The sequence below is a fragment of the Prevotella marseillensis genome, assembly GCF_900625065.1.
Lineage (GTDB): Bacteria > Bacteroidota > Bacteroidia > Bacteroidales > Bacteroidaceae > Prevotella > Prevotella rara.
This window is the reverse complement of the sequence record NZ_UYXY01000001.1, coordinates 768,430-793,721: the sequence shown is the minus strand read 5'-3', so window position 1 is coordinate 793,721 and position 25,292 is coordinate 768,430. Positions and strand designations below refer to the sequence as shown.

20 protein-coding genes and 2 tRNA genes are annotated in these 25,292 nt (G+C 44.4%); 9 read left to right on the top strand and 13 right to left on the bottom strand.

Annotated elements, in window-relative coordinates; genetic code table 11:
* Positions 1–93: 93 nt before the first annotated feature.
* Positions 94–1,872: a ribosomal protection-like ABC-F family protein gene (gene abc-f / locus EJL04_RS03385; RefSeq protein ID WP_125104060.1), complete on the bottom strand. Its 1,779-nt coding sequence runs from the start codon at positions 1,870–1,872 to the stop codon at positions 94–96.
* Between the two features lie 26 nt (positions 1,873–1,898).
* Positions 1,899–2,501 carry a ribosome biogenesis GTP-binding protein YihA/YsxC gene (yihA, locus tag EJL04_RS03380; RefSeq protein ID WP_053399087.1) on the bottom strand — a complete coding sequence of 201 codons (603 nt, stop codon included), beginning with the start codon at positions 2,499–2,501 and terminating at the stop codon, positions 1,899–1,901.
* Positions 2,502–3,282: 781 nt separating this feature from the next.
* On the opposite strand from yihA, the gene recR reads away from it, so the two are divergent.
* The 6 genes from recR (at position 3,283) to EJL04_RS03350 (ending at position 6,339) form a co-directional block, all read left to right on the top strand.
* Entirely contained in the window at positions 3,283–3,900 is a 618-nt protein-coding gene (gene recR, locus EJL04_RS03375; RefSeq protein WP_021855723.1) for a recombination mediator RecR, read from the top strand.
* Positions 3,901–3,954: 54 nt separating this feature from the next.
* A complete protein-coding gene (locus EJL04_RS03370; RefSeq protein ID WP_125104059.1) occupies positions 3,955–4,380 on the top strand; it encodes a hypothetical protein in 426 nt (141 codons plus the stop codon).
* The gene (locus EJL04_RS03365; protein WP_125104058.1) at positions 4,377–5,573 is read left to right on the top strand and encodes a glycosyltransferase family 2 protein; all 1,197 of its coding nucleotides are present in this window, start codon (positions 4,377–4,379) and stop codon (positions 5,571–5,573) included. Before EJL04_RS03370 ends, EJL04_RS03365 begins: the two co-directional genes overlap by 4 nt.
* The gene (locus EJL04_RS03360; RefSeq protein ID WP_021855720.1) at positions 5,573–6,088 is read left to right on the top strand and encodes a GNAT family N-acetyltransferase; all 516 of its coding nucleotides are present in this window, start codon (positions 5,573–5,575) and stop codon (positions 6,086–6,088) included. The genes EJL04_RS03365 and EJL04_RS03360 overlap by 1 nt, the downstream gene beginning before the upstream one ends.
* Before the next feature lie 74 nt (positions 6,089–6,162).
* A tRNA-Asp gene (locus tag EJL04_RS03355) sits at positions 6,163–6,236 on the top strand.
* 29 nt (positions 6,237–6,265) lie between these two features.
* Positions 6,266–6,339, top strand: a tRNA-Asp gene (locus tag EJL04_RS03350).
* Positions 6,340–6,437: 98 nt separating this feature from the next.
* On the opposite strand, the gene EJL04_RS03345 is transcribed toward EJL04_RS03350, so the two are convergent.
* From EJL04_RS03345 to EJL04_RS03305, 9 genes are all read right to left on the bottom strand, one after another.
* Positions 6,438–8,870, bottom strand: a complete 2,433-nt coding sequence (locus EJL04_RS03345) for a leucine-rich repeat protein (RefSeq protein WP_125104057.1) — start codon at positions 8,868–8,870, stop codon at positions 6,438–6,440.
* A gap of 226 nt (positions 8,871–9,096) precedes the next feature.
* Complete coding sequence (locus EJL04_RS03340) at positions 9,097–10,500, bottom strand: mobilization protein (protein ID WP_125104056.1); 1,404 nt, start codon at positions 10,498–10,500, stop codon at positions 9,097–9,099.
* 225 nt (positions 10,501–10,725) lie between these two features.
* A complete protein-coding gene (locus EJL04_RS03335) occupies positions 10,726–11,685 on the bottom strand; it encodes a toprim domain-containing protein (RefSeq protein WP_125104055.1) in 960 nt (319 codons plus the stop codon).
* A 207-nt stretch (positions 11,686–11,892) separates the two neighbouring features.
* On the bottom strand, positions 11,893–12,969 hold the full coding sequence (locus EJL04_RS03330) for an AAA family ATPase (protein ID WP_125104054.1): 1,077 nt from the start codon (positions 12,967–12,969) through the stop codon (positions 11,893–11,895).
* A gap of 14 nt (positions 12,970–12,983) precedes the next feature.
* Entirely contained in the window at positions 12,984–13,292 is a 309-nt protein-coding gene (locus EJL04_RS03325) for a DUF3853 family protein (RefSeq protein ID WP_118026614.1), read from the bottom strand.
* Between the two features lie 220 nt (positions 13,293–13,512).
* Positions 13,513–14,532, bottom strand: coding sequence for a hypothetical protein (locus EJL04_RS03320; protein WP_125104053.1), 1,020 nt, complete (start codon positions 14,530–14,532; stop codon positions 13,513–13,515).
* Between the two features lie 7 nt (positions 14,533–14,539).
* Positions 14,540–15,835 (bottom strand): PDDEXK nuclease domain-containing protein, encoded by a 1,296-nt coding sequence (locus EJL04_RS03315; RefSeq protein WP_125104052.1) that lies wholly within the window; start codon positions 15,833–15,835, stop codon positions 14,540–14,542.
* Between the two features lie 68 nt (positions 15,836–15,903).
* Positions 15,904–17,190 (bottom strand): site-specific integrase, encoded by a 1,287-nt coding sequence (locus tag EJL04_RS03310; protein ID WP_125104051.1) that lies wholly within the window; start codon positions 17,188–17,190, stop codon positions 15,904–15,906.
* 286 nt (positions 17,191–17,476) lie between these two features.
* Complete coding sequence (locus EJL04_RS03305) at positions 17,477–17,953, bottom strand: GNAT family N-acetyltransferase (protein ID WP_125104050.1); 477 nt, start codon at positions 17,951–17,953, stop codon at positions 17,477–17,479.
* A gap of 485 nt (positions 17,954–18,438) precedes the next feature.
* Between EJL04_RS03305 and EJL04_RS03300 the strand changes: the two genes are divergently transcribed.
* Genes EJL04_RS03300 through EJL04_RS03290 form a run of 3 tightly spaced genes read left to right on the top strand, consistent with a single transcriptional unit; the run spans position 18,439 to position 23,872 of the window.
* Positions 18,439–19,575, top strand: a complete 1,137-nt coding sequence (locus EJL04_RS03300) for an efflux RND transporter periplasmic adaptor subunit (protein ID WP_125104049.1) — start codon at positions 18,439–18,441, stop codon at positions 19,573–19,575.
* Between the two features lie 14 nt (positions 19,576–19,589).
* Positions 19,590–22,706: an efflux RND transporter permease subunit gene (locus EJL04_RS03295; protein ID WP_125104048.1), complete on the top strand. Its 3,117-nt coding sequence runs from the start codon at positions 19,590–19,592 to the stop codon at positions 22,704–22,706.
* A complete protein-coding gene (locus tag EJL04_RS03290) occupies positions 22,703–23,872 on the top strand; it encodes a TolC family protein (protein ID WP_125104047.1) in 1,170 nt (389 codons plus the stop codon). Before EJL04_RS03295 ends, EJL04_RS03290 begins: the two co-directional genes overlap by 4 nt.
* A 158-nt stretch (positions 23,873–24,030) precedes the next feature.
* Here EJL04_RS03290 and EJL04_RS03285 read toward each other — a convergent pair whose 3' ends face one another.
* The gene (locus EJL04_RS03285; RefSeq protein ID WP_125104046.1) at positions 24,031–24,702 is read right to left on the bottom strand and encodes a nucleotidyltransferase domain-containing protein; all 672 of its coding nucleotides are present in this window, start codon (positions 24,700–24,702) and stop codon (positions 24,031–24,033) included.
* Positions 24,686–25,261 carry a GNAT family N-acetyltransferase gene (locus EJL04_RS03280; RefSeq protein WP_125104045.1) on the bottom strand — a complete coding sequence of 192 codons (576 nt, stop codon included), beginning with the start codon at positions 25,259–25,261 and terminating at the stop codon, positions 24,686–24,688. Before EJL04_RS03280 ends, EJL04_RS03285 begins: the two co-directional genes overlap by 17 nt.
* Positions 25,262–25,292 lie beyond the last annotated feature (31 nt).

Below are 25,292 nucleotides of genomic sequence, written 5' to 3'. Positions count from 1 at the left end.
GATTTTTTAAATTTAATGCAAAAGTAATAATTTATATTGATTAAAAGAAGTAACGGCTCTGAAGACTTATTCATTTTAACTTAATTTTAATATTTAAGATTCTATTTCTGAAAGCTCCAGCCACCGCAATTCCTTAAGGTCGAGTTCTTCCTTTATCAACGGCAGACGCTTACTTTTTTCAGTCAGTTCGTCTACCGGCAGCTTACCGCTGCAAAGCTGCTCTTCTATTTCCTTCTGCTCTTTTTCCAGTTCGGCTATTTCTTTCTCAAGCTGAGCAAACTCCATCTTTTCTTTATACGACATCTTGCGGCGCTCCTGATGCCGTTTTTCTCTTGGACGACTGTCTTTTTTAGCCGCCGTTTCTTCGTCACGGCTCTTAAGCGAACACCATTCGCGATACTGTGTGTAGTTTCCGGGGAAATCGTTTACTACGCCATTGCCTTTGAACACAAGCAGATGGTCTACCACTTTATCCATGAAGTAGCGGTCGTGACTTACGATTATGACACAGCCGGGGAAGTCGGCCAGATACTCTTCAAATATCTGCAGAGTCTGTATGTCAAGGTCATTTGTCGGCTCATCAAGCACCAGGAAGTTCGGATTTTTCATCAGCACTGTACACAGATACAGCTTGCGCTTCTCGCCTCCGCTCAACTTATACACATAATTGTGCTGCTGTTCGGGAGTAAACAAGAAATGCTGCAGAAACTGTGATGCCGACAGATGCTTTCCGCCTCCCATGTCGATATAGTCGGCAATGTCTGTTATCACGTCTAGCACTTTCTTTTGTTCATCAAAGACCATGCCTTCCTGAGAGAAATATCCGAAACGTACTGTCGATCCGATGTCAAAGCGTCCGCTGTCAAGCTTCTCCTGTCCCAACAGCAACTTCAGGAATGTTGTCTTGCCTGTGCCGTTGTTGCCAACAATACCCATTTTCTCAAAACGGGCAAAATTATAGTAAAAGTCTTTGAGAATAACCTTATCCGGCGACCAGCTCTTGGAGATATACTGGCACTCAAATATCTTGCTTCCGATATAAACGTTTCTGACTTTAAGCCTTACCTGACGGTCCTCAATCCTCTGCTTGGCCACTTTCTCAAGTTCATAGAATGCGTCCTCTCGGTATCTTGCCTTATGGCCTCGTGCCTGGGGCATTCTGCGCATCCAGTCGAGTTCCTTTCTATACAGGTTGTTTGCACGTGCTATTTCGGCGCGCGTGTTGTCTATGCGCTCCTGACGTTTCTCGAGATAATAGCTGTAGTTGCCGCGATAGGTGTATATTTTCTTGTCGTCAAGTTCCAATATCACCGAGCATACCTTGTCGAGGAAAAACCTGTCGTGGGTAACCATGAGCAAGGTTTTGTTGCCACGGGCAAAGAAGCCTTCCAGCCATTCTATCATGTCGAGGTCAAGATGGTTGGTTGGCTCATCCAGGATAAACATGTCCGGGTCGGTCAGCAATACGTTTGCCAGTGCCACACGGCGCTGCTGTCCTCCGCTCAGAGTGCCCATCTTCTTGTCAAGGTCATCTATCTTAAGCTGTGTAAGTATCTGCTTCGCACGCAGAATCTTCGCCTCATCTCCTTTATGATTAAAGCATGCATCCAGCACAGTGTCGTCGGGATCAAACTTGGGCGACTGTTCCAGATAGCCAATCTTAAGCTCGCGTCTGAAGATAATATTGCCCGAATCGTAGCCTTCGCGCCCAGTCAATATGGAGAGCAGCGTCGACTTGCCCGTACCGTTCTTAGCAACAAGACCTATTTTCTGTCCTTCGGCAACACTGAACGATATGTCCTGAAACAGGACATGGGCTCCAAACGATTTAGTAAGATTCTGTATGTCAAGATAAGGTAACTGACCGGCCATTTCTGTCTTTATTTATTATTTACGCCTTACTGTTTAAGCGTTTTATTTATATTTTCGATATAATCAAGAATTTCGTCGCGTCCGCGCTTTGTCTCGCTGCTCGATATGAAGTAAGGAGGAAGCTCATCCCAAGTTTCCTTCAGCTTGTCCATATATGCGGCTGCCGTAGGCGCCACCTTAGACGAGCTAAGCTTATCGGCCTTTGTGAACACTATCGAGAACGGTATGCTGCTCTGCCCGAGCCAGTTGATAAAGTCTATGTCGATAGCCTGCGGCTCGTGTCTGATGTCTATCAGCACAAACACGTTTACGAGCTGCTCGCGCTGCAGGATGTAAGACGTTATCATCTGCTCCAGCTTCTGCTGAACCGTCTTTGAGCGCTTGGCAAATCCATAGCCGGGAAGGTCTACCAGATACCACTCATTATTTATAATAAAGTGGTTGATAAGCAGAGTCTTGCCCGGAGTGGCCGATGTCTTTGCAAGATTTTTGTGGTTGCAGAGCATGTTGATAAGGCTTGATTTGCCAACATTGCTTCGTCCGATAAACGCATACTCAGGCTTTGTGTCTTTAGGACAAAGCTGTATGTTAGGACTGCTCACTGAAAATTCTGATTTTGTTATTATCATTTAGTCGTCGATAAATTTATGAAAAACCTTTGCAAAGGTAATAAAAATATCAGAAAAATACAACCGCCGGCACAATGTTATATATAAGCAACGGATAAAATCTGCAGACAATGCCCTGCATGCACCCAGGCACAATGACGACGGCGCATACGCGAAAACGCAGCCGGACCGGCATGTGTGCAATAAAAATTCATGACAAATTATTTTTCAGAAACAGACAACCACAAATGCAAAAATGGCATATGGAGATGACAAAACAGGGGATATTTTTACACAAGAAAAGCCAACTTGCTGTCATAAAACAGCCAATATCGCCGCTGAAACACACTGAAATGCGATGCGAAACACACTGAATTACGAGTCAAAAGACATGCTTTTACGACCTAAAAGGGCACATATCAGCAGTCAGAAAGTGGCATGCGTGACTACTATAGCACATAACACGCTGGCTTACAATTAATTACACAAAAGTCACTATTTTTCGATTAAAACACAGCAAACAGGCAAGCTGCTAATACGGAGGCTGCCTGAGAGGCTTAAAAATCTACATTTTGTAAAGAAATAAGAAAGTGTGCATTCCTCATATACGATACACTCTTCATGCCGGACATCAATAGTCGATATGCAGAAGACATTAATAATGCGAAAAACAGGCAGCCACAGCGCACAAAACAGCAGCCACGAAACCCGCAAAAGACATTCAAAGGAAAATAAAAATAAATTTGTTTTGAATTTTACTACTATTGAAGTAACTTTGCCGACAAAAACATTTTAGCAAAGTATGACCCAACAATATCCGTCGGCATTGCTCGAAAAGGCAGTGGCAGAATTTTCAAGCCTGCCCGGCATAGGACAGAAAACAGCCCTAAGGCTGGTGCTGTTTCTGCTGAGACAGGACAAGGACAAGGTGGAAAGGTTTGCCCAGACCATAAGCGAAATGAGGCATAAGATAAAGCACTGCACCGTGTGCCACAACATAAGCGACACGGACGTCTGCCCTATCTGCTCCGACGCAAGGCGCGACGACACCACAGTGTGCGTGGTTGAAAACGTGCAAGACGTCATGGCCATCGAAAACACTCAGCAGTACAACGGGCTTTATCATGTACTCGGAGGCGTAATATCGCCCATGGACGGCATAGGTCCTAACGACATAGAGATAAGCTCGCTGGCAGAAAGAGTTGAGAGCGGAAAGATAAAAGAGGTGATTCTGGCGCTTAGCTCCACAATGGAAGGCGACACCACCAACTTCTACATCTACCGCAAACTGGCAAAATTCGACATACGCCTGAGCGTGATTGCACGCGGAATATCTGTGGGCGGCGAGCTGGAATACACCGACGAGGTTACGCTCGGACGATCTATCATTAACCGGCAGCCGTTCGACGGCAGACAATAGCAGATGACGCAACCTGCCGGAAAACTGCTTAAAGCGAAAATATTAACCAAGAAAATGAAAAGAACAAAAAACATACTCTCGGTAATCATGTACGTCAGCATAGCTTTGCTGCTGGCCATAACCGCAATATTTGAAACCGAGACGCTGCTGCCGGGAGACCTGACAGCAAGCAAGAACGCCGAATTTCTTACCGTGTCGCTAATGGAAGTCATTACGATATGCCTCATTCCTGCGTCACTGAGGCTGTTCAAGGTCAAGAAGATCAGCATGAAGCTACAGGCTGAGCCAGAAAAAGAGCTGCTCCGCTGGGGAAGCATACGCATGATGATGCTTTGCGTCCCGATGGTGGCCAACACCCTGCTCTATTACCTGTTCATGAACGTGGCATTCGGCTATATGGCAATTATCGGACTTATCTGTCTGATTTTCGTCAACCCTACAATGGCAAGATGCATATCTGAAACAAGCGACAAGAAATGAAACTTGCAATAATAATCGTCAGCTACAACGTAAGACACTATCTTCAGCAATGTCTCGACAGCTTATACAGAGCCGTTGAGGGCATCGAAGCAGAAATATACGTAATCGACAATCATTCAAAAGACAACACCGTGAAGAAGCTTAAAGGCAAGAACCGCGGTGTGAAGTTTATTGCCTGCAATCACAATCATGGCTTTGCAAAAGCCAACAACATGGGCATAAGGCGCACAAAAAGCGAATACGTGCTGCTGCTGAACCCCGACACTATTGTTGGAGAAAACACCCTGAAAGAGTGCATCAGATTCATGGACGAACATGAGAATGCGGGCGGACTGGGCGTAAGAATGCTGAAATGCAACGGCAGCGATGCCATGGAGAGCCGGCGCGGACTGCCGACACCGATGACCGCTTTCTACAAGATGTGCGGACTGTGTGCCAAATATCCCACACATAAGAAACTGGGAAAATACTACATGGGATATCTTCCGTGGGACGAACCGGCCAAGATCGAGATAATAAGCGGAGCCTTCATGATGATGAGGCGCACTGCACTTGACAAGGCAGGACTGCTCGACGAAGACTTCTTTATGTACGGTGAAGATATCGACCTGTCATACAGGCTGCTGAAGAGCGGCTTCGACAACTGGTATCTGCCAACAAAGATACTGCATTACAAAGGAGAAAGCACGCAGAAGTCATCGTTCAAATATGTACACGTGTTCTACGAGGCCATGCTCATCTTCTTCAAAAAGCACTATGGCCATCTCAGCATCTGGCTGAACATGCCAATAAAGGCTGCAATATATCTTAAAGCCACAACGGCTCTTATAAAGACTACGTCAGAGCATATACAGAAGACACTGGGATTCATGCCCGACAGAAGACGCAAGTCGCCACTCTACATATTTATTTCTACAAAAGAATCAATATCAAGATGCCGAAGCCTCGCCGACCGTAACGGCCTGGACGCACAATATATAGTAACACAGGCACCGGCAGACCCGGATGCACATGCCGAAGCCGTAAAAAACATCAGCTGCAAGACGCCCGTATATCTTGTTTATGACACAGGCTTATGCAGATATGAAGACATTCTTAATCTATTCTCTAAAAACAGCAAGCCCAATGTAAAAATCGGCACATACAGTCCGAGATTCAACATAATAATAACAGACAACGAGATAATAGCCTGATGACAGACATTCTACCGACAATACATCTCAGGGCGATAGAGCCGGAAGACCTCGACGTGTTGTATACCATCGAGAACGACACTAAGGTTTGGAACGTTAGCACAACGAACGTGCCATACTCAAGATACGTGCTATATGACTACGTCGCAAATGCAAAAAACGACATTTACGCCGATAAGCAGGTAAGGATGATGATAGAAGACGAACATCATAACGTTGTGGGAATAGTTGACATAATAAACTTCGACCCTAAGAACATGAGAGCAGAGGTAGGCATAGTAATAAAACAAGACTACAGAAACAAAGGCTATGCCCTGGCCACTATAACAAGAATAAAAGCTTACGCCGCAAACATCCTACACCTGCATCAGCTTTATGCGTGCATAAACAAGGATAACGAGAGGTCGTTAGCCCTGTTTGAGAAGAGTGGATTCATAAAGTCAAATGAGTTGAAAGACTGGCTCTTCGATGGCAAAAAATACCATAATGCACTGCTAATGCAACTTTTTTTGTAAAAAATCGCCAAAAAGTTTGGTAGATAAAAAAAATATTCATACCTTTGCAACCGCAATTGAGACAGATACCTAATGGTGCGTTAGTTCAGCTGGTTAGAATGCCTGCCTGTCACGCAGGAGGTCACGGGTTCGAGTCCCGTACGCACCGCTCTCAAAAGAGTGGTATTCTCATCTCAGGGTGCGTTAGTTCAGCTGGTTAGAATGCCTGCCTGTCACGCAGGAGGTCACGGGTTCGAGTCCCGTACGCACCGCAATAAACATTGAAAATCAATGTTTTACAAAATAAACACCCGATTTTACACCCAAGAATGTAAAGTCGGGTGTTTTTATATTACTGGGAAATGATACCCTAAAAAGGCAAATCATCCTCATCTGTGTTGGTTGCTGTTTCTGCTTTTGTTTGTGGAATTGTTATAATCCCTCGTTTTACCATTTCCCAGAAACATTTAACTGTAGCTGATATATCAGAAAACGCATTATGTGCATTTTCGAAGTCAGCGCCAAATAGTTTATTATATAGTTCTTGTAGTTTAGGATAACGGTATCCATAAAAATTCCTCAATTTACAAAAATCTATAGCACTTTTCATGGTACACAAACTTATTGTTCCTTTCCATGATAAAACTTTATTCTCACGATAAAATTCTGCTTCTATAATTTTTTTATCAAAATCTATATTATGTCCTATAATGTATTTTGCTGATTTTATATCAGATTCGAACAAGTCTAAAACTTCATCCAAATTTTCTCCGTTAATTTTTGCATATTCGGTAGATATACCATGTACGGACATGGATTCATTGGGAATAACAAACCCATTTGGCTTTATTATATGATTATGCTTTGCTAATATATTTTGGAATTGGTCTGTAATTATCCAACTCAATTGGATAAGCCGAGGCCAATTCTTTATATCGGAAGATGGGGCATTATAATTTTGGGGTAAACCTGTCGTTTCTGTGTCAAAAAAGAGATATCGGTCTATTACGGGCAGATATTTATCAGCATTACTTTGTAGAATATCCAAGTGTTCATTAAAAAGGTTTTCATCTAAAGTTTTTTGCAGTTTATTGTAAATTTCAGCATTATATTTAATGAATCCACACGCATATAACTGCAATAAATTAAACTTTGCAGATTGAGAATCAGAGTCTGTCAGATATTTTATTGCTAAATCAGAATTACTTGCAATTTCTTTGCCAAAAAGATAACGTAATGCAAGTGAATTTTTACTTTCCGGACTAGAAGTTTCTATAAGCCATGCAATTGTATTTATTTGATGTTCGTGAGGTGAAAGATAACTATCATGGCGACTTTTAATCTTATTGATTTCAGTCAATTCTATTGTGATATCCTTATAATTAGCTGTAAAATAGATTCTTTCGCCACAGTATTTATCTATCATTGAGTCAAGTTCTGTCAAAGTAACTTTTGAAGGAATAATTGTTGGAAGAGTTCCATTTCTGAATCTATATTGCAAGCCGCTAGCATGTAAGGAAGAAGGTAACACCAAATGGTCGCACCACCTCAGTTCCATTCTATAAAAAAGTTTGCAATCTGAATCGCAATATTCATCCTTAGGCTCAAATGATAAAGAATCTATATTTTGTGTAGCTGTATTATCTTCACTTTTAAAAATAATATGGAATCCACACCCATTGCCGCTGCGTACAACCCATGGATAATCTATGGGTAAGTGTAACAATGTGAGAATTTCATTAATAAAACCATTTAAGCCTTCATCAGGATACATAATCTCACTAACCCAAAGACTAGAAATATCTACATCTAATGCCCGATATTGATTATATCCAAGCACTAAACCTATTCCTGCTGATTTCTCCCAATTAAGTTTTAATATGTAATCTAATGATTGTGGTATTATCTTATAGGTTTCCCAGTCTGTGTCTATTGGTTCCTTAAATGATTTATTATTCCTCTTAGGACACTCAGACCATTTCATTTGAGTTATATTCATGTTGAACAACCGATAGTATAAACTCATGTATTTCAGCTCATTTGACAATTTGTCTTGAATAAAATTCAAGGATACGGCTTCCTTTGATAATCCTTTTGAAAAATCCTCTAAGGGAGCAATATATTTAATGTTGGCACAATCTGGAAATGCAGAAAGAACTCTAATGGGAGTGAAATTCCCAAGATAAATTCTTGTTAGATGCTCACATCCGATAAAAGCTGTTGGATCAATATCTATGTCTTTAGACTCGATAATTACACATCTAAGTTCATTGCAATTTTCAAAAGCATTGGGATTTATTGACCGAATATTTTGTGGAATCTTTATTTCTGATAAAGATTCGCAGCCTGAAAATGTTTCAGATGATATGGAAGATATACCATTGGGTATTAGAATTTTGCAAAGATTACAACAATTTTTAAAAGCTTCATATCCCAAGTTACGAATAGAATCTGGAAGAAGTATAGTCGTTAATGATTGGCAATTACTGAATGCTCTAGAAGCAATTTCAAGTAATTGAGATGGAAGAGAAATAGTATGAAGATTTATACATCCACTAAAGCATTCATAAGGTATTTCTTTAACTTCTTTTGGGATATTTATCTCTTCTAGCGATGTGCAATTAGAAAATGCTTGGGATTGTATTTGTGATATTGTGTCAGGCAATATAATCTCCGAAATTTCATAACAATCTTTAAAAGCATGGGAGGCAATCTTTTTTACTCCATTTGGAATGATAATTTTACCTACCATATCTTTAGTACAGGACAAAAGAATTTCGTTATCATCAGAATATGTTATCATACACAAAGTCAATTTATGCTTTTGAGCCCAAAAGTATAAAAAGTATTTGATATTCTATGATTTAACATCAATTTTAACGTTGTAAGAATGCAGCATATCATATTGGGTTAGCCGTTTTGATTGTTTAACTTAACAAATTATTCAGCAGCCATTTCTCCAATTTGAATAATTGAAAAGAGAGTAACTCAAAATGCATTGGTTGCTCTCTTCTGTAGGATTTTAGCTATTACATTTTGAGCCCTCTTCTCTTTCCTGGCTCATCAAGTGTTTTTTGGAATCCACACCGCAATTTGTCAAACTGTTCTTTGAACCATTCACTTATCGGCTGTCTGTTAATGGTCAGTATCAGTTTTCCGTCATCGCTCGGATTCTTTTCTATCTTGAAAATATCATTCCTGATGTCAAACTTCCTCCTGTGTTCTTCAGAATAAATCCTGCCGTTGCATCTGATAGCCTCTTTCTTTGTCAGAAGGCTCTCTATCATTTCTTTGGTGAAGCCGATGGCAGCGCACAACTTTTCCATTCTCAACATCTCCCTGAGCATCGGAAACCACTTGAAAGCCTTTTCAAGCAAAGTATTCAAACGTGATATTTCCTTGTCTTTGGCTTCAAGCTCCTGATTGTGTATTCCTTGTAGGTTGCGTATCTGCTTGCCGTGCTGTTCCTGCATACGTTGCATTTGGGCTTTCAAGTCATCAATGCCCTTGTCCCGTTTGGCAATTTCCTGACGCAATTCTTCATTGGATTGTTCCAGTTTCTTCATTTTCCCGCTGCCGAAAAGAGAACCCACTCCGCTTGCTATGACCGTAGCGGCATCGGTGGCTGCACTTTTGAGCTTGTCCGTGCGTATCTCCGATTTCACCTGTCTGAGTTCCTGCTCGGCAAGATTCACCTGTTGCTTCTTATGCCGCTTTACGGCTTCTATGCGTTGCAGTTCGGCTTTCTGTTTTTCAATGATGAAGTCGTTCCGTTCCAGATGTTCTTTACCTGTTACGGCTTTTGACTTTCCACGATCCATCAGAAGGATGTCGGATGCCAAGGTCTGCATCTGCATCATGTCATCGTCATTGAGTTTGCGGCTCTTGCCTGTATCGTGGTTCATCCAATCGAATACGATATGCGCATGGTAATTCGGTTTGAACCACCTTCCGCCAACCTTGAAACTCTCCCTGTCCTCCGGGGCAGGCTGTCCGTTCAGCCAATGCCCTTCGTCTTTGTGCAGGAAGATTTGGAGTGGTGTGATGCCCCAGCGTTTTTGGCACTCCTCGCCAAATTTATGCACATCTGCCAGTGTGGTGTCCGGTCTGATGAGCAGTACACCCTCACGTATGGGTGAACATCCTGCCACTTTGATAATCTTGCCGTTCTTCCCTTTGCGCTCACGCTCCTTTTCCTGCATGGCACGGCCTGTCTTTTCCTTGACCATGCGTTTGATGTTCTCATAGTGCGCCTGCAATTCGGGACTGCCGAAATCCGGATTTATCCATTGTTCGTTATCAGCCGTAAGTTCGGGCACGATGTAGATTTTGGACTTGCCGATGTTGCGCATATATTCGGCAGTCCTCCGGTTATGAGCCTCGCTTGATGCCACGTTGCAAGGCTTAACATGTATGCTTGATTTTGTTGCCATTTTCTTAAATTCAATTTGTGTTATTTTGTAATTTTGTTCGTTGCTTCCACTCATAACCGCAAGGGGTTCTTAGGGGTGAAACCCATAAGCGGAGTTTCCAAAGAGAGGGTCACTCTTGGGTCGGGTTGCATAGGGCAGAAAGCCCTTGCCGGGTTCTTAGGGCAGCGTCCTAAGCCCCTCGGGAGAGCCCACAACTACGCAAGCGAAGCGTGTAGTTATAGTGGGCTATAACCGGAAGCCTTTCGGTTTCTTGGATAGCGTGTCATTCCTCTTTCTGACGGATTGCATTTGTTCTTTTCCATCAGCCATGCGCTTCTGCAAATACTCGTTCAGGTCTTTGCATCCGCAGTAGATTTGTGAAGCGTCCCGTATATGCCGGGTGCTGTCGTATTCCTTTCGGATTTGCTGCAGGGCTTCCATTCCTGCACGGTCATTGTCAAAAAAGCAGTGGATGCGCTCATAACTTCCCAACGGGTAGAGTGCCTTGGAAACATTGGCTACGGAGTTCAGCACCATGTAATCCTGCCTGTCGAAATCGGGGCATCGCGGACAGCTTTCGAGCCGCAGGGTCAGAAAGGAAAGGTAGTCCATAAATCCCTCGAAAACGTAACATGCATTCTTCGGTTCTCCTTGCTGCCGTATGTGAGTGATGTCTTTCGGCGCGATACAGCCCTTGAAATATCGGTTGCGGATTTCATAGCCGCCCGATATGTTCGGAAACGCAATGGCGAAGTACCGCTTGCCGTTGTGCGTAAACCGTGCCTCCCTGCATTCTCTTTTCGCCAGTACCGGATTGATACCCCTTTCCTGCAAATAGGCGAGCAAGGCAGGGGAAGAAAGCGGCACGATTTCCAACTGTTGGAAACTCGGCTCCGTAAAGGACTGCTTGCGAAAAGAGAAAGAAACGGGGTGCACGTGCGGTGCCTGTTCCTCTATGCGTTTCAAAAGGTACGGCACACTGTCCGTTGCATAGAGGTGCGAAGCCAACGCGATGATGTTGCCGCCCTTGCCCAGTGCAAAATCATACCATTGATTCCGCTCGGTGTTCACCTTGAACGATGCTTCGGTTTCTTCCCTGAACGGCGATTTGTACCAAAGATTGATGCCCTGCCGCTTCACCGGGCTATATCCCAAGCTGTGAAGATATTCCTCCAGCCTGATTTGTTTTGCTGTCTGTATATCCATAAATGATTGTCTTTATCGGTTATCGTTTGTTTTTCTTTTCGCCAGTACCTGTTCATATAGGTTACTGGCTGTATAACCACTTCACTTTATTGTCGTATATATAGGATACGGCTTAAAGTGAAGCGGTTTGGTGTGTCCCTGCAACCACTTCGCTTTATTCTAATATATAGACCCTGAGAATAAAGTGAAGTGATTGCGAGGATTAGGCTAATAGTGGAAATCCGGTTCGTACCTGTACTTCCTGCCGTTTTCCTGCACTATCATCCGCTTGCTCTTCAACACAGTGATGAGTTTGACCAGCTTGTTGTCGCTCAACGGAACGCCCACCAAGGCATACGATTCTTTCAATGCTTTGCCGAGTTCCTTATACCCGTACTCGTCCTGCAACGAGAATGCGGCTTCCAGAGCTATCCGGTGCTGTCGCTCGGAAATGTCCTTGTAGGCATTAAACTTCTCGCCTTGGGGTCTGCCGGGTGTTTTGGTTTCTGTCTGGTAGTCCTCCATCAGTTCGGGCAATGCCCTGTCATTGATGCGGAAGGCAAACGGCTCGAAGTCCATTGCACGGATGTGCATGGCGGAAACCTTGCTGATGTCCCCGTCGCTCTTGTCCTTTTCCACAAGGAGGACGGTCTCAGCCTTGTTGTTCAGTTCCGTGCCGATGTGCCCCCTTGCGTTCTCATCGCCCTTGTTCTGGTGGAGTATCGTGTGGATATGTATCTGCCTGTCGTCCGTCCACTGCATCAGTTTCGATATGATGCGTGTCGATTCGCTGGGACTGTTGATGTCATACACCATGTCACGGATACCGTCTATCACCACCAGACCAAGGTTCGGCGTATGGTAGATTGCCTGTTCGACAATCCTTATGCGCTGCTCCGGCGTGTATTTCCGCAGGGCAAGGAACTCAAGGTTTTCGTTGTCCCTGTCATCGGGCAGCCCTGCCATGCGCATAATACGTTCCATCACATTCAGGCAGTGGTGGGGGCTTTGCTCCGTATCGACATACAGCACTTTCCGCTTGGCTTCGGGAAGTTCAGCCGCATACCTGAGCACCGTACCGTTCTTCAATGCCGCAGCCACGATAGCCGACACATTGAATGTCTTCTTGCTTTTGGCTTTGCCGATGGATGCACTGAAATTTCCCAACGTACCGATTACGGAACCTTTCACGTTGAGGATTTCGGGCGCTTTCTCGTATTTTCCCGACAGGCTCAGCCGTGAGGCTTGCCAGAGGATTACCGCCTGTTCGTCCGATATTTCCCGGATGTCTTTCATATAGTCCATAGCGATTCCTCCTGTTACTTGCGTCCACCAGTTTTCTTTCCTGCCAGTTCAAGGGCAAGCTCCGCATCCACGATAATCTTGCGCCCTATCTGGGTGATTGCCTTGTCTATCTTTCCGCTTTTCTTTATGCGGTTGGCGGTAGGCAGGCTACATCCGAACAGCCTGGCTATGCCGGGTATTCCGTACACATATTTCCTGCTTGTGTCCGTTACGGGCTGCGGCTGCGCTTCCGTCTGACCGGATGCGTGCCTGCTTAACATTATGAACTCTTCGCCTGTCATCTGCCAGACGGGTTTGGATAGTAACTCTTGTAGATTTTGCATGGTTCTACTTTTTTGATTTAACAATCAGCCCTGCGCACTGGCTGTTATTTCTGTTCTCGAACGATGCAAAATTAGGTATGGTTATGGGTGGTAAGGATGGGGACGGTGTAAGCCGAATATTGTTGTATCTTATTGAATATCAGTAAATAAAAATACCACTCAAAAATTAATTTGAGTGGTAAAAGTGGAACTTTCGTAAAGAATCAGGATATGTCACCGATTATCTGAATATATGCTCCATTTCTTTGGCGAATTTCTGGTTGCTGTCACTCGGAAAATCAGAAACAGGCTCCTTGTACTTGGACTTGTAGTAGCTGTCATCAATATCCAGCAGTTTCAGTATCCCGGCTTTCCATTTTTCCCTGCCTAGTTTGGAGAGTTTCTCGCCCATCAGAAATATCAGATAGCATACACGTATTTTCTCTCTCGGTTTGATTTTCAGCTTGCAGTTACAGGGGTGCAGGTTCATATTGGCATAGAAATCCGGTGCGGAAATTTCCTCGAACTGTTCTCCAACACATACCTCATGAATGAGCGAAAGCAATTTCATGCTGAAATACTCTTGTTGTTCATCCGCCGTTTCCTGCTGACTGATTGGCTTGTCCGGCTCGTCCTGTCGGTTCCCGTCAGGAATGTATTTCTTCAATATATCCAGAAAAAGACAGCTTTGGCGGTACATGTCCGCACAACGGTTCTTCATATATTGGAATGCCTCTTTCCTTGCTGCCTTTTGCTGGTCATAGAGTTCATTCAGTTTGGCTCTTTCCTTGTCATATTCAGCCTTGCAGCGTTCATATTCTTTTTCAGCCTGTTTTTCCTCTTCGGCAGTATGCTCCCTGTAGCCTATGGAATCATACCTATTGTTGGCTTCATTCAGCGGTTTGCTTAGGCTCCTTGTTACATCCAGTTGGGCTTCAATTTCAAGGGAATACCTTTCCATGTGTTGATAGCAAGCACGCTCTACGGCACTATCACTCAACGGGCACACCTCATAAGCCTGTATGCTCTTTTCTATTTCGGTTTTCAGGCTGTTGAGTATCAAGGTGTATTGTTCTTTTTGCCTGTCAAGCACCAGTTCAAGGATAGCAGCCTCAAAAGACTTCATGTCATTGTATTCCTGACAGAAATCGGAAATGAATTTCTGCCTGTCAAAAGAGAAAACGCGATTGTCTATATAGTCCCTGTATATTCTGTTGAGTTCCCCGTATTGGGGAATCATCGTCTGTATCTTGTCTGCCATAGGCGTTCTACTTTTGTTTGTTCTTTTCATTGTCAAGAAGCATGGTCAGTTCTTCTTCCACCTGTTCTATGCTCGGCAATGCCGATTTCAGGTTCTCCGGCACAGCCTTGCTGAGCTGGTAATCGCTGATGCCGATAGGCTGGTCATAGCCTGTCAGTGCATATTGCGCGACAATCTCATCCTTGCCCTTGCACAACAGCAGCCCGATGGTCTTGTTGTCATTCTCTCCCCTCAGTTTGTCATCCACCACATTGATGTAGAAGTTCAACTGTCCGGCGTATTCCGGTTTGAACGGGGTCGCTTTCAGTTCCACGACCACATAGGCATGGAGCTTTATGTTATACAGGATTAAGTCAGCATAGAAATCGCTGTCACCAATCTGGAAATGCTTCTGCCTTGCGACAAAGGCAAATCCGTTGCCCATCTCTAACAGATAACGGGTGACGTGCTTCACCAGTTGTTCCTCTATGTCCCTTTCGTCCGCGCGTTCTTTGGCTCCTGCCAAGTCAAAGATATACGGGTCTTTCAATAGGTAGTTGGCAAGGTCGCTTTGAGGTGCAGGAAGCGTAGCGGTAAAATTGTTGACCTTGCGGCTGTTAATTTGCCTTTCGTACAATTTATTTTCAATCTGCATTTTAAGGACATTGCTACTCCAGCCCATTTCCACGGATTGCTTCATATACCAGTATTGCACGCCCAATGGAAGCGAACTGTTCAACAGAATCACATGGCTCGCCCAATTGATTCTTGCAACAGGTGATGCCAGGAACAGTTTTTCCATGTCCTCAATCGGTACTTGATAAACGGCGGCTACTGTTTGGACTACATCCTGAATTTGTGCAAGAGGTTCTTGCACAATTGCAATTACCTTATTGTCTGAGGATTGAATTTGCGCAAGAGGCTCTTGCGTAAATGTCATATTGTTCAGGCTTTGAAGTTCATCCGTGATTTTCTGCACACTTGGAGTAAGTAATTTCGCATCGGTTTCTATAAAACTCCGTAATGCGCCCAATGGATAAGAGCGTGCGAACTGGCACATATAAGCCAAGTTTCTGACCGAATATCCTTTCTTTTCGGGATAACTGAACCGTATTGCCTGCGCCAGTTTCTTGATGACCTTGCCTCCCCAGCCTTGTCGGTTCTGGTGGTACAGGATGTAATTGCCCATCTTCCAATAGTGGAACAGCATCTGCGCATTGGCTGCACTGATGAGCCGGACTTGCGCCTGCTCTATCTCTGAACCGATGGCATTGACAAAAGCCTCGAAACTTCTTTTCTCTATATTGTTATCGTTGTTGCTCATTGTTGTATGTATTGAAAGTTACAAAGATAAGCCCAATAACAGGCATCCCGTGAAACTTGCTGATTTTTTTATAGTTGGTTGAATTTATTCATCGCACTGGCTTTCACATCATCGGCAATGTCAATGTAGGGTTTCATAGCCTTGTAGTCGCTATGTCCTGTCCATTTCATGACCACCTGAGCCGGAATACCGAGAGCCAAAGCGTTACAGATGAAAGTCCTTCTCCCAGCATGGGTGCCCAGCAATGCGTATTTGGGTGTAATGGTATCTATACGGCTGCTTCCTTTGTAGTAGGTTTCACTGACAGGCTCGTTGATTTCGGCAAGTCCGCCCAGTTCCTTCAAATAGTCATTCATCTTTTGGTTGCTTATGACAGGGAGAGCCTTGTGCCCCTCAAATTCCACATCCTTGTATTTGTCAAGTATCGCCTTGCTGTGGTTGTTAAGTTCGATGATGAGCCTTTCGGCGGTCTTTACGGTGGTGATTTCTATATATCCGTCCCTGATGTCGCTTTTCTTCAGATTATGTACATCCGAATACCGGAGTCCGGTAAAGCAACAGAACAGAAAGACATCCCTCACCCGTTCAAGATATTGCTTGGTTTCAGGTATCTGATAGTTTTTGAGTTTGTTCAGTTCTTCCCACGTAAGGAATATCACCTTTTTCGGGGTACTCCGCAATTTGGGGTTGAAATCTTCGTAGGCATTGTTCATGCAATACCCTTTCTTGGTACACCAGCGCAGGAACCATTTCAGATAAGCGACCTGTTTCATGATGGATGTGTTCCGCATGTCTTCGGTGTCTTTCAGGAAATTCACATACTTTGTTAGCTTGGGTTCATCCAACGATTCAAAAGTCAGTCCCTTGTCAAACTTCTCAAGATGTTTCCTGACTGCGGCAAATTTCTCATAGGTAGCATCAGACCAGCCGTTTTGCGTGCCGCACTCCTTGATGAATTCGTCAAATACCTCCAAAGGCAGAAATACCGCCGGAGCCTGTTCCCCATCTTCCTTTTTTTCATTGTGCAATCTGTTGAACGCGTCCTTCACCTGCTCGGTGGTCGGCATGAATCCCTGCACCTCAAACTCCTTGAATATATTCTGGATTTCGGTGTAGTATTTCAGCAAGTCCGCATTGATTTCCGATGCGCTTTGCTTCAGTTTATTGGTACATCCGTTCTTCACACGCTGCTTGTCGGCGTCCCATTTGGCGACATCAATGCGGTAACCCGTTGTGAACTCGATACGGTGGCTGTCGAAAACTACACGCATACGGATAGGAACATTTTCCACGATTGGCACTCCGTCCTTCTTGCGGCTTTCTAATGAAAAGATGATATTTCTCTTGATGTTCATAGCTGGGTGTATTAAAATCAACACCCAAATATACACCCAATAATTGAAATAGCAAAAGGTATTTAATGATATTTAGTAATATAGTTTATTTGTAATAACTTGATTATTATCAGTATATTGCAATTTTGTGAGATTTCTTGATTGTGTAAGTTAAAGTCCCGTACGCACCGCCAGAAAACATATAAGTCCGCAATCTAAGATTGCGGACTTTTTTATTTATTATCACTCATTATATTCATATTAAATTGGGCAAGGCGTCCTTCATGTACACGTATGCAATATAGACTTACAGTGTCTTCCGCATCATAAAATTTGTCATAATCATACGATTGGCCAGAACACGCTGCTCACGCTCAACCTTATAACCATGGTGTTCAAAAAACGGACGGGCAGTAATACTCACCTCTGATGTCATTTCTTTTATTCCATGCTCCGATGCATAAGCTTCTATTTTCTGCAACAGAGCCGTTGCGATACCCTGACGCTGGTAATCTTTATGCACAAACATTGAATGAAGATAGCCATCCCCTCTAAGGGCTGTAAAACCAAGCATCTGGCCTTCAACATCAGTAGCAACAATAAAATACAAAGTAGAAAGCAACTGTTCCCAACATCCGTCGCTTTCACAGCACGACGCCCAGTCTGCCACTTCTTCTGCCGTATAGTCACGACGATTAACAGTCATCACAGTATTACAAAAAAGTTTTTTAAGCTCCTGTATGTCTTTCATCGTAGCTGTACGAAATTTACATTCTATTTTCATTGCATTATCATTATTTTTCATTACACAACTTAACACAAACAGATGTTTCTGTTTTTATCACAGAAATACATCTAAAAACAAAGGTATAAAACTTATTCGTTATTCCGGCATTAAAGGACAAAATCAACAAATATATTTTATTTAGTTATAGCATATTTTTTAACGACATAACAAGAATCAAAAGAAAATTGTTGTTTACGGACAAATGTATTCACCGACAGACATCCCATACAGACAAATTGGTATTCCATTAGTTTTCATAACATCTGTAAACTGTTACATCGTCTATTCCGTCAAACGTTTTCTCCATATCATTCATAACTTCAATGGCTCTGACATCAGAATAAAGACAATAAATTTAGGACATATTGCAACATACATATTCCAAAATGCGCAATTGCAACTAAGTTGCATCCATTTTACGTTATTTTTGCATAAATAATAAATATGACAAAACATTATTAATAAAGCTACATAAAATAAACATGAAGAAAAACATCTTAATTACATCTGTACTAAGCATGCTGGTCATGGTTTCATGTCAGCACAAACACACACACAGCGAAGAGGCAGACGCACACGAAGGTGAAGAAAAAGGCCATTCAACCGAAATTGTTATCAGTCCGGAGCAGGCTCACCAGGCAGACATAGTTGCCGAGATTATCAAGCCGGGCAACTTCAGCGGAGTTATCCCGGCCGGAGGCAAAATTCTTGCAGCATCCGGCAATGAAGCCACAATAGTGGCAACCGTGCCAGGTATAGTAAGATTTCAACGTGGCATAACAGAAGGAACAGCCGTAAGCAAAGGAGGAACGGTGTTCACCATCTCAGCAGACAAGCTTCAGGACAATCCGGCAAAGCAGGCTGCAATCGCATATCAGACAGCAAAGAAGGAGTATGAACGCGCAGCAAAGTTAGTGAAAGACAATATCGTAACACAGAAAGAATTCAACAGCATAAGAGCCAACTACGAATCTGCAAAGATTGCCTACGAGGCATTCTCTGGAAGCAAAGGCGGAAGCGGAGTGGCCGTAACATCGCCAATAAGCGGATATGTAAAGACATGTCTTGTAAAAGAGGGCGACTATGTAAGCGTCGGACAGCCTATGATGAACGTCACTCAGACACGCAAGCTATATCTAAAAGCCAACGTTCCAGAGCGATATTACTCAATACTTGGTACAGTCAAGTCGGCTAAGTTTAAGACAGCATACAGCGACAGAATATACAACATAGGAGCAATGAACGGCCGTCTTGTTGCCACCGGCAAGTCAACAGGCGACGGGTCACCCTATATTCCCGTAACATTCGAGTTCAACAATCAGGCCGACGTCATGCCGGGAGCATTCGTTGAGACTTATCTTTTGACGTCAGAACGCCCCGGAGTAATAAGTGTTCCTGTGTCTGCACTTACCGACGAGAACGGAGTAAACTTTGTTTATATACAGACAGACGCTACTTGCTATGAGCGCCGTGAGGTGGAAATAGGCGAAACCGACGGTGAGAGAGTTGAAATAAAAAGCGGCCTGAAAGGCGGCGAGAAAGTAGTTACCAAGGGCGCCACTCAAGTAAGACTGGCATCAGCCAGCACTAGTCTGCCCGCACATTCGCATCAACACTAAACCAAGGATAAGCAATGCTGAACAAAATAATAAAATTCTCACTGCAAAACCGCCTGCTTATACTTGTTGCAGCGGTACTGTTGATTATTGGAGGCATCTACACAACAGGGCAAACTGAGGTAGATGTATTCCCCGACCTTAACGCCCCTACTGTGGTTGTCATGACCGAAGCCAACGGCATGGCGGCAGAAGAGGTGGAGCAACTTGTAACATTCCCTATCGAAACAGCTGTGAACGGAGCCACGCATGTACGACGTGTGAGGTCTTCTTCAACGACGGGATTCTCTGTTGTATGGGTTGAGTTCGACTGGAGTACTGATATTTATCTGGCACGCCAGATTGTTTCAGAGAAACTTGCTGCCGTAAACGAGACTCTACCCGACAACGTAGGGCAGCCAACCTTAGGTCCGCAGTCGTCTATTTTAGGAGAGGTTCTCATCGTTGGCCTTACAGCAGACAGCACATCAATGACCGACTTGCGCACATTGGCCGACTGGACGGTGCGCCCCCGACTGATGTCTACGGGAGGTGTGTCGCAAGTAGCTGTATTAGGAGGCGACATAAAGGAATATCAGATTTTACTTCATCCCGGCAGAATGAACCATTACGGAGTGACACTGGCTGAAGTTATGGCCGCAACTGACCAGATGAACCGCAACACCAATGGAGGCGTGATTTATGAATATGGCAACGAGTATATCGTTCGTGGCGTTGTGTCGACAGAAGACGTAAAAGAAATGGGCAATACCGTCGTAAAGACAGTCAACGGCGATGCAATAACCCTTGCTGACGTGGCAGACGTACAGACCGGGCCACAGGTTCCGAAACTCGGAACAGCTTCTGAGAAAGGAAAACCAGCAGTATTACTCACCGTAACCAAGCAGCCCGACACCGGCACCATAGAACTTACGGAAAGACTTGAGGCTGCACTAAAAGACCTTAAAAAGAATATGCCGGCTGACGTACATGTATCTACCGACATATTCCGTCAGTCACGCTTCATCGAAAGCTCTATAAACAATGTTAAGCAGTCACTTTACGAAGGTGCTATATTTGTTGTCATAGTTCTGTTCCTCTTCCTTGCCAACGTCCGCACCACTGTCATTTCACTGATAACCCTGCCGGTATCGTTGCTCATATCGCTCATTGTTCTTCATTATTTCCACATGAGCGTCAACACGATGAGTCTCGGCGGACTCGCAATAGCCATAGGTTCACTTGTCGATGATGCCATAGTGGACGTTGAAAATGTATGGAAACATCTGCGCGAAAACAGAGCATTGCCAAAGGAACAACGGCTTCCGGTGCTGAAAGTTGTATACAACGCATCACGCGAAGTGCGAATGCCTATCCTCAACTCAACAGCAATAATCATCGTAAGCTTTATCCCGCTGTTCTATCTAAGCGGAATGGAAGGACGCATGCTCATACCTCTCGGCGTGGCATTTATCGTGGCACTAGTGGCATCAACAATCGTTGCACTCACGCTCACGCCTGTACTGTGCAGCTATCTGCTAGGCCGCGATACCAAAGAGGGCATGCCAAAAGAAGCATTCGTAACAGTATGGCTCAAGAAGCACTATGAACACTGGCTCACATGGGCACTTGCCCACAAGCGTCCGGTTGTAGCCTCAACGGCAATACTTTTTGTTGCTGCTCTTGGATTGTTCTTTACTCTCGGCCATAGCTTCCTTCCGAAGTTCAACGAAGGCTCGCTTACAATAAACATCAGTTCTTTACCAGGAATATCACTCGAAGAGTCTGACAGAATAGGACGTCGTGCCGAAAATATCCTGCTGTCAATACCTGAGATACAGACTGTAGCAAGAAAAACAGGACGAGCAGAACTTGACGAGCATGCACTTGGCGTAAATGTGTCAGAAATCGAGGCACCATTTGAGCTGAAAGACCGCTCGCACGAAGAGATGCTCAACGACGTGAGAAAGAAACTTTCCGTAATAACAGGTGCCAACATCGAGATTGGCCAGCCTATCAGCCACCGTATTGACGCCATGCTCAGCGGTACACAGGCCAGCATTGCCATCAAGCTGTTCGGTGACGACCTTAACAAGATGTTTGAAATTGGCAACCAGATAAAAGATGCCATAGGTACAGTAGACGGCATTGCCGATCTCAACGTTGAACAGCAGATTGAGCGTCCGGAACTCGAAATAAAGCCTAAACGCGACATGCTGAAACTCTACGGCATCTCAATCGCCGACTTTAACACATTTGTCCGTGTCAACATGGCAGGCGAGACAGTATCACAGGTATACGACAACGGCAGCAGCTTTAATCTTGTGGTACGTGCTGCCGAACACGACCGTTGCGACATGGAACGCATACGTGACCTGATGATAGACACACCTGACGGCCGCAAGATTCCGTTGGCGAATGTTGCAGAAGTAAAATCTGCCATGGGTCCAAACACAATCAACCGCGAGAACGTAAAACGTAAAATTGTCATCTCTGCCAACGCGAGCGGACGCGACTTGCGCAGCGTGGTGAACGACATCCAGAAACGAATAAACTCAGAGATAAAGTTGCCGGAAGGCTATCATGTTGAATACGGAGGTCAGTTTGAGAGCGAGCAAAACGCAAGCCGTGTACTTCTGCTGGCATCATTGCTCAGCATCGTCGTAATATTCCTGCTGCTCTACATGCAGTTCAGAAACGCCCTCGAGAGCGGAGTAATCCTGCTCAACCTTCCTCTTGCGCTTATCGGAGGCGTATTCGCGCTGGTACTTACCACAGGAGAAGTCAGCATTCCTGCCATAATCGGCTTTATCTCGTTGTTTGGTATTGCCACACGCAACGGTATGTTGCTCATCAACCGATACAACACCCTCCGCGAAGAGGAACATCTTCCGCTGAGAGAATGCATAATGAGAGGCTCACTCGACCGTCTTAATCCTATACTTATGACGGCATTATGCTCGGCTCTCGCCCTCATACCACTGGCTCTGCGCGGAAGCCTGCCCGGTAATGAAATACAAAGCCCTATGGCGAAAGTCATACTTGGCGGACTTCTCACGTCTACTTTCCTCAACGCATTCATCATTCCTATTGTATATGAGTGGATGAACCGAAAGAATATTATCAAAACAGACAACCAAAATAAGGAACAATGAAAAAAATAATATTGGCCGCCATGGCCTTTGCCGCAGTTGTCAGCGCAAAAGCTCAAGACATAAACGCCGTACTGAAAAGCGTTGAGCAGAACAACATGGAACTGAAAGCGCTGCTCAAAGGCAATGAGGTTGCAGACATAGAGAACAAATCGCAAAACACACTCGAGGACCTCTCGATAGAATACAGCCCATTCTTTCAGAGCGAAACAAGCGGTATCGCAAGTTCAGAGCTAGTCATTACCCAGGGTTTCAACTTCCCTACCCTTTACGGAGCGCGCAAGAAAGCCGGAAAACTGCAGCGTAATGTGCTAGACATGCAATATCAGACGGCACGGCGCGACATTCTTGTCAACGCAAAGAAGCTCTGCCTTGACATCATCAACTACAACAAACAGAAACAACTGCTGCAGGAAAGGCGCAAGAATGCCGATGAACTATTGGCCATGTTCGAACTTAAATTCAAGAACGGTGACGCCACATCACTTGAACTTAACAAAATAAAGCTCGACAGGATGAACCTTGAGACAGAACTTGTTCAGGCTGACACCAAACATGCCAATGCAATGCAACAGCTGCAGGCTCTTAACGGAGGACTGCCGATAGAGGTAAACATGACAGAATATCCACAAGCCCCGGCTGACGACGAAGTTACGATGTATGAAAAAGCCGTTGCCACAGACTGGACTGTCCGCACAGCACAGGCTTCTGTGCTTGCCGCAGAACAGGATGTAAAGGTGAACAAACAGAGTTGGATTCCTAAGTTTGAGATAGGTTACCGCCGAAATACTGAGGGCGACAATGCAAGCAACGGTTTCCTGATTGGAGGTTCGATACCTTTGTTCTCAAGCAAGAACAAGGTAAAAATCGCAAAGGCAAGACAGACTGAAGCCGTAATGCAACATGCAAATGCACGTATTAACGCCGAGAACTCGGCACGCACTATGATAACCCAGATGAAGCAGCTGAAAGCTTCGGCCGATGCATACGACGTGCCTTTGATGCGACAGACGCTGAAATTGCTGCGCACTGCGGTTGAAAACGGAGAAATTTCCGTAACAGAGTATTACGTGGAAGCCGACAACATCTACAAAAACATGATTACGTATATGGACATTGAGCGCCAATATCAGGACGCCTTGACTGAAATATACAAAAACGAACTGTAGAGCTAAGATGAAGAGAGCCTGACAAATAGGCCAAAAAACGACAAAAGAAGCATTCGGGAAAAGGTGTCAACATCAGTCGCTGGTAAATGCTTAATGCCATACCATGATGTCTACCGCCTTTTTCCGAATGCTTCTTTTTATCTAAATACTCTATACATCTAATGCATTGTCCGGATTATATCGCCGGCCCAGTCTGCAAGCATCAGACTATACCCGTCAAAGCAATCACTGTTGCACCCGTCAGCCACAGAAGCAGCACAGAGCAAAATCTGCCTGTCTTCATCAGGAACAACATCTTTCAACCTGCTGAATGAAGCGACATAATCGCCTGTATCATAATAATGTTTCATGCGAACTGTAAACCTGGCCGACTTAAAAAGTTCCGCAAGAACGCCCTTGTTCCGCGCATGAAGAAAATTGTGCAGACAAGCGTGATAAATATTACATGCCCCTATCTTTACTGCACGGCGTATATCTTCTTTGGTGAAAAAGACACCAAAGCTGTCAAGCGAACCAATGATAGGCTGCGTGTCAAGAAAGAGCTGAAGCAAATCAGACTTCTCCCATCCACGCAATTCCTCCGAACCGGCAACAAATCCACAAATCACGCTGCTGCGGTCCATCGTATCAAGCATATTACGATAAGCAAATATGTCACGACGGCTCATGCCGTCAATGACAACAACAACATCTATATCACTGCCGGCAGTCTGCTCTCCACGCCCATAACTTCCCTGCAATCCGAAGAAGCGCAGACGCCTGCCGAAGAGTGAAACAAGCTTAACTCTGAAACACTCCAGCCATACATTAATATCAAAATCCTGCGACATTTTCTTTATTACTTGTATTTTTCCACTCGCTTAACGTCATAAGCATAAAATGTTCTGTACGTATATCGCCCAATGGTGAAATCTTTCCGCATTCTGTATGATGAAAAGTAAACCCACACTTCTCCATAACACGACGCGACTTCACATTTCCGTCGTAATATCCACACCAAACCCGCTTTACGCCTAAGTCATCAAAACTATGGCAAAGCAGACGTTTAACAGCCTCAGGTATCAGGCCTTGACCCCAATATGGGACACCAATCCAATAGCCTATTTCGGCATCATCTTCATTCATATCCGCACTATGTACTCCATTGCCAAACATTATGCCGACACTTCCAACTGGCTCCGCCGTAGCTTTCAATACAACAGCATACGTTTCTGGAGCAGAAAGAACAGTGCGTATAATATCACAACTGTTTTCCACAGACGTATGAGGCGGCCACCCTGCAACAGGCCCAACCAGCGGACTGCTCGCATATTTGTAAAGTGCCTCTGCATCATCCACATTCCAAGGACGGAGAATCAGACGTTCGGTCTCAAAAAACTTATCAATCATTTAATACTAAATCATTTATGCAAAATGTAAA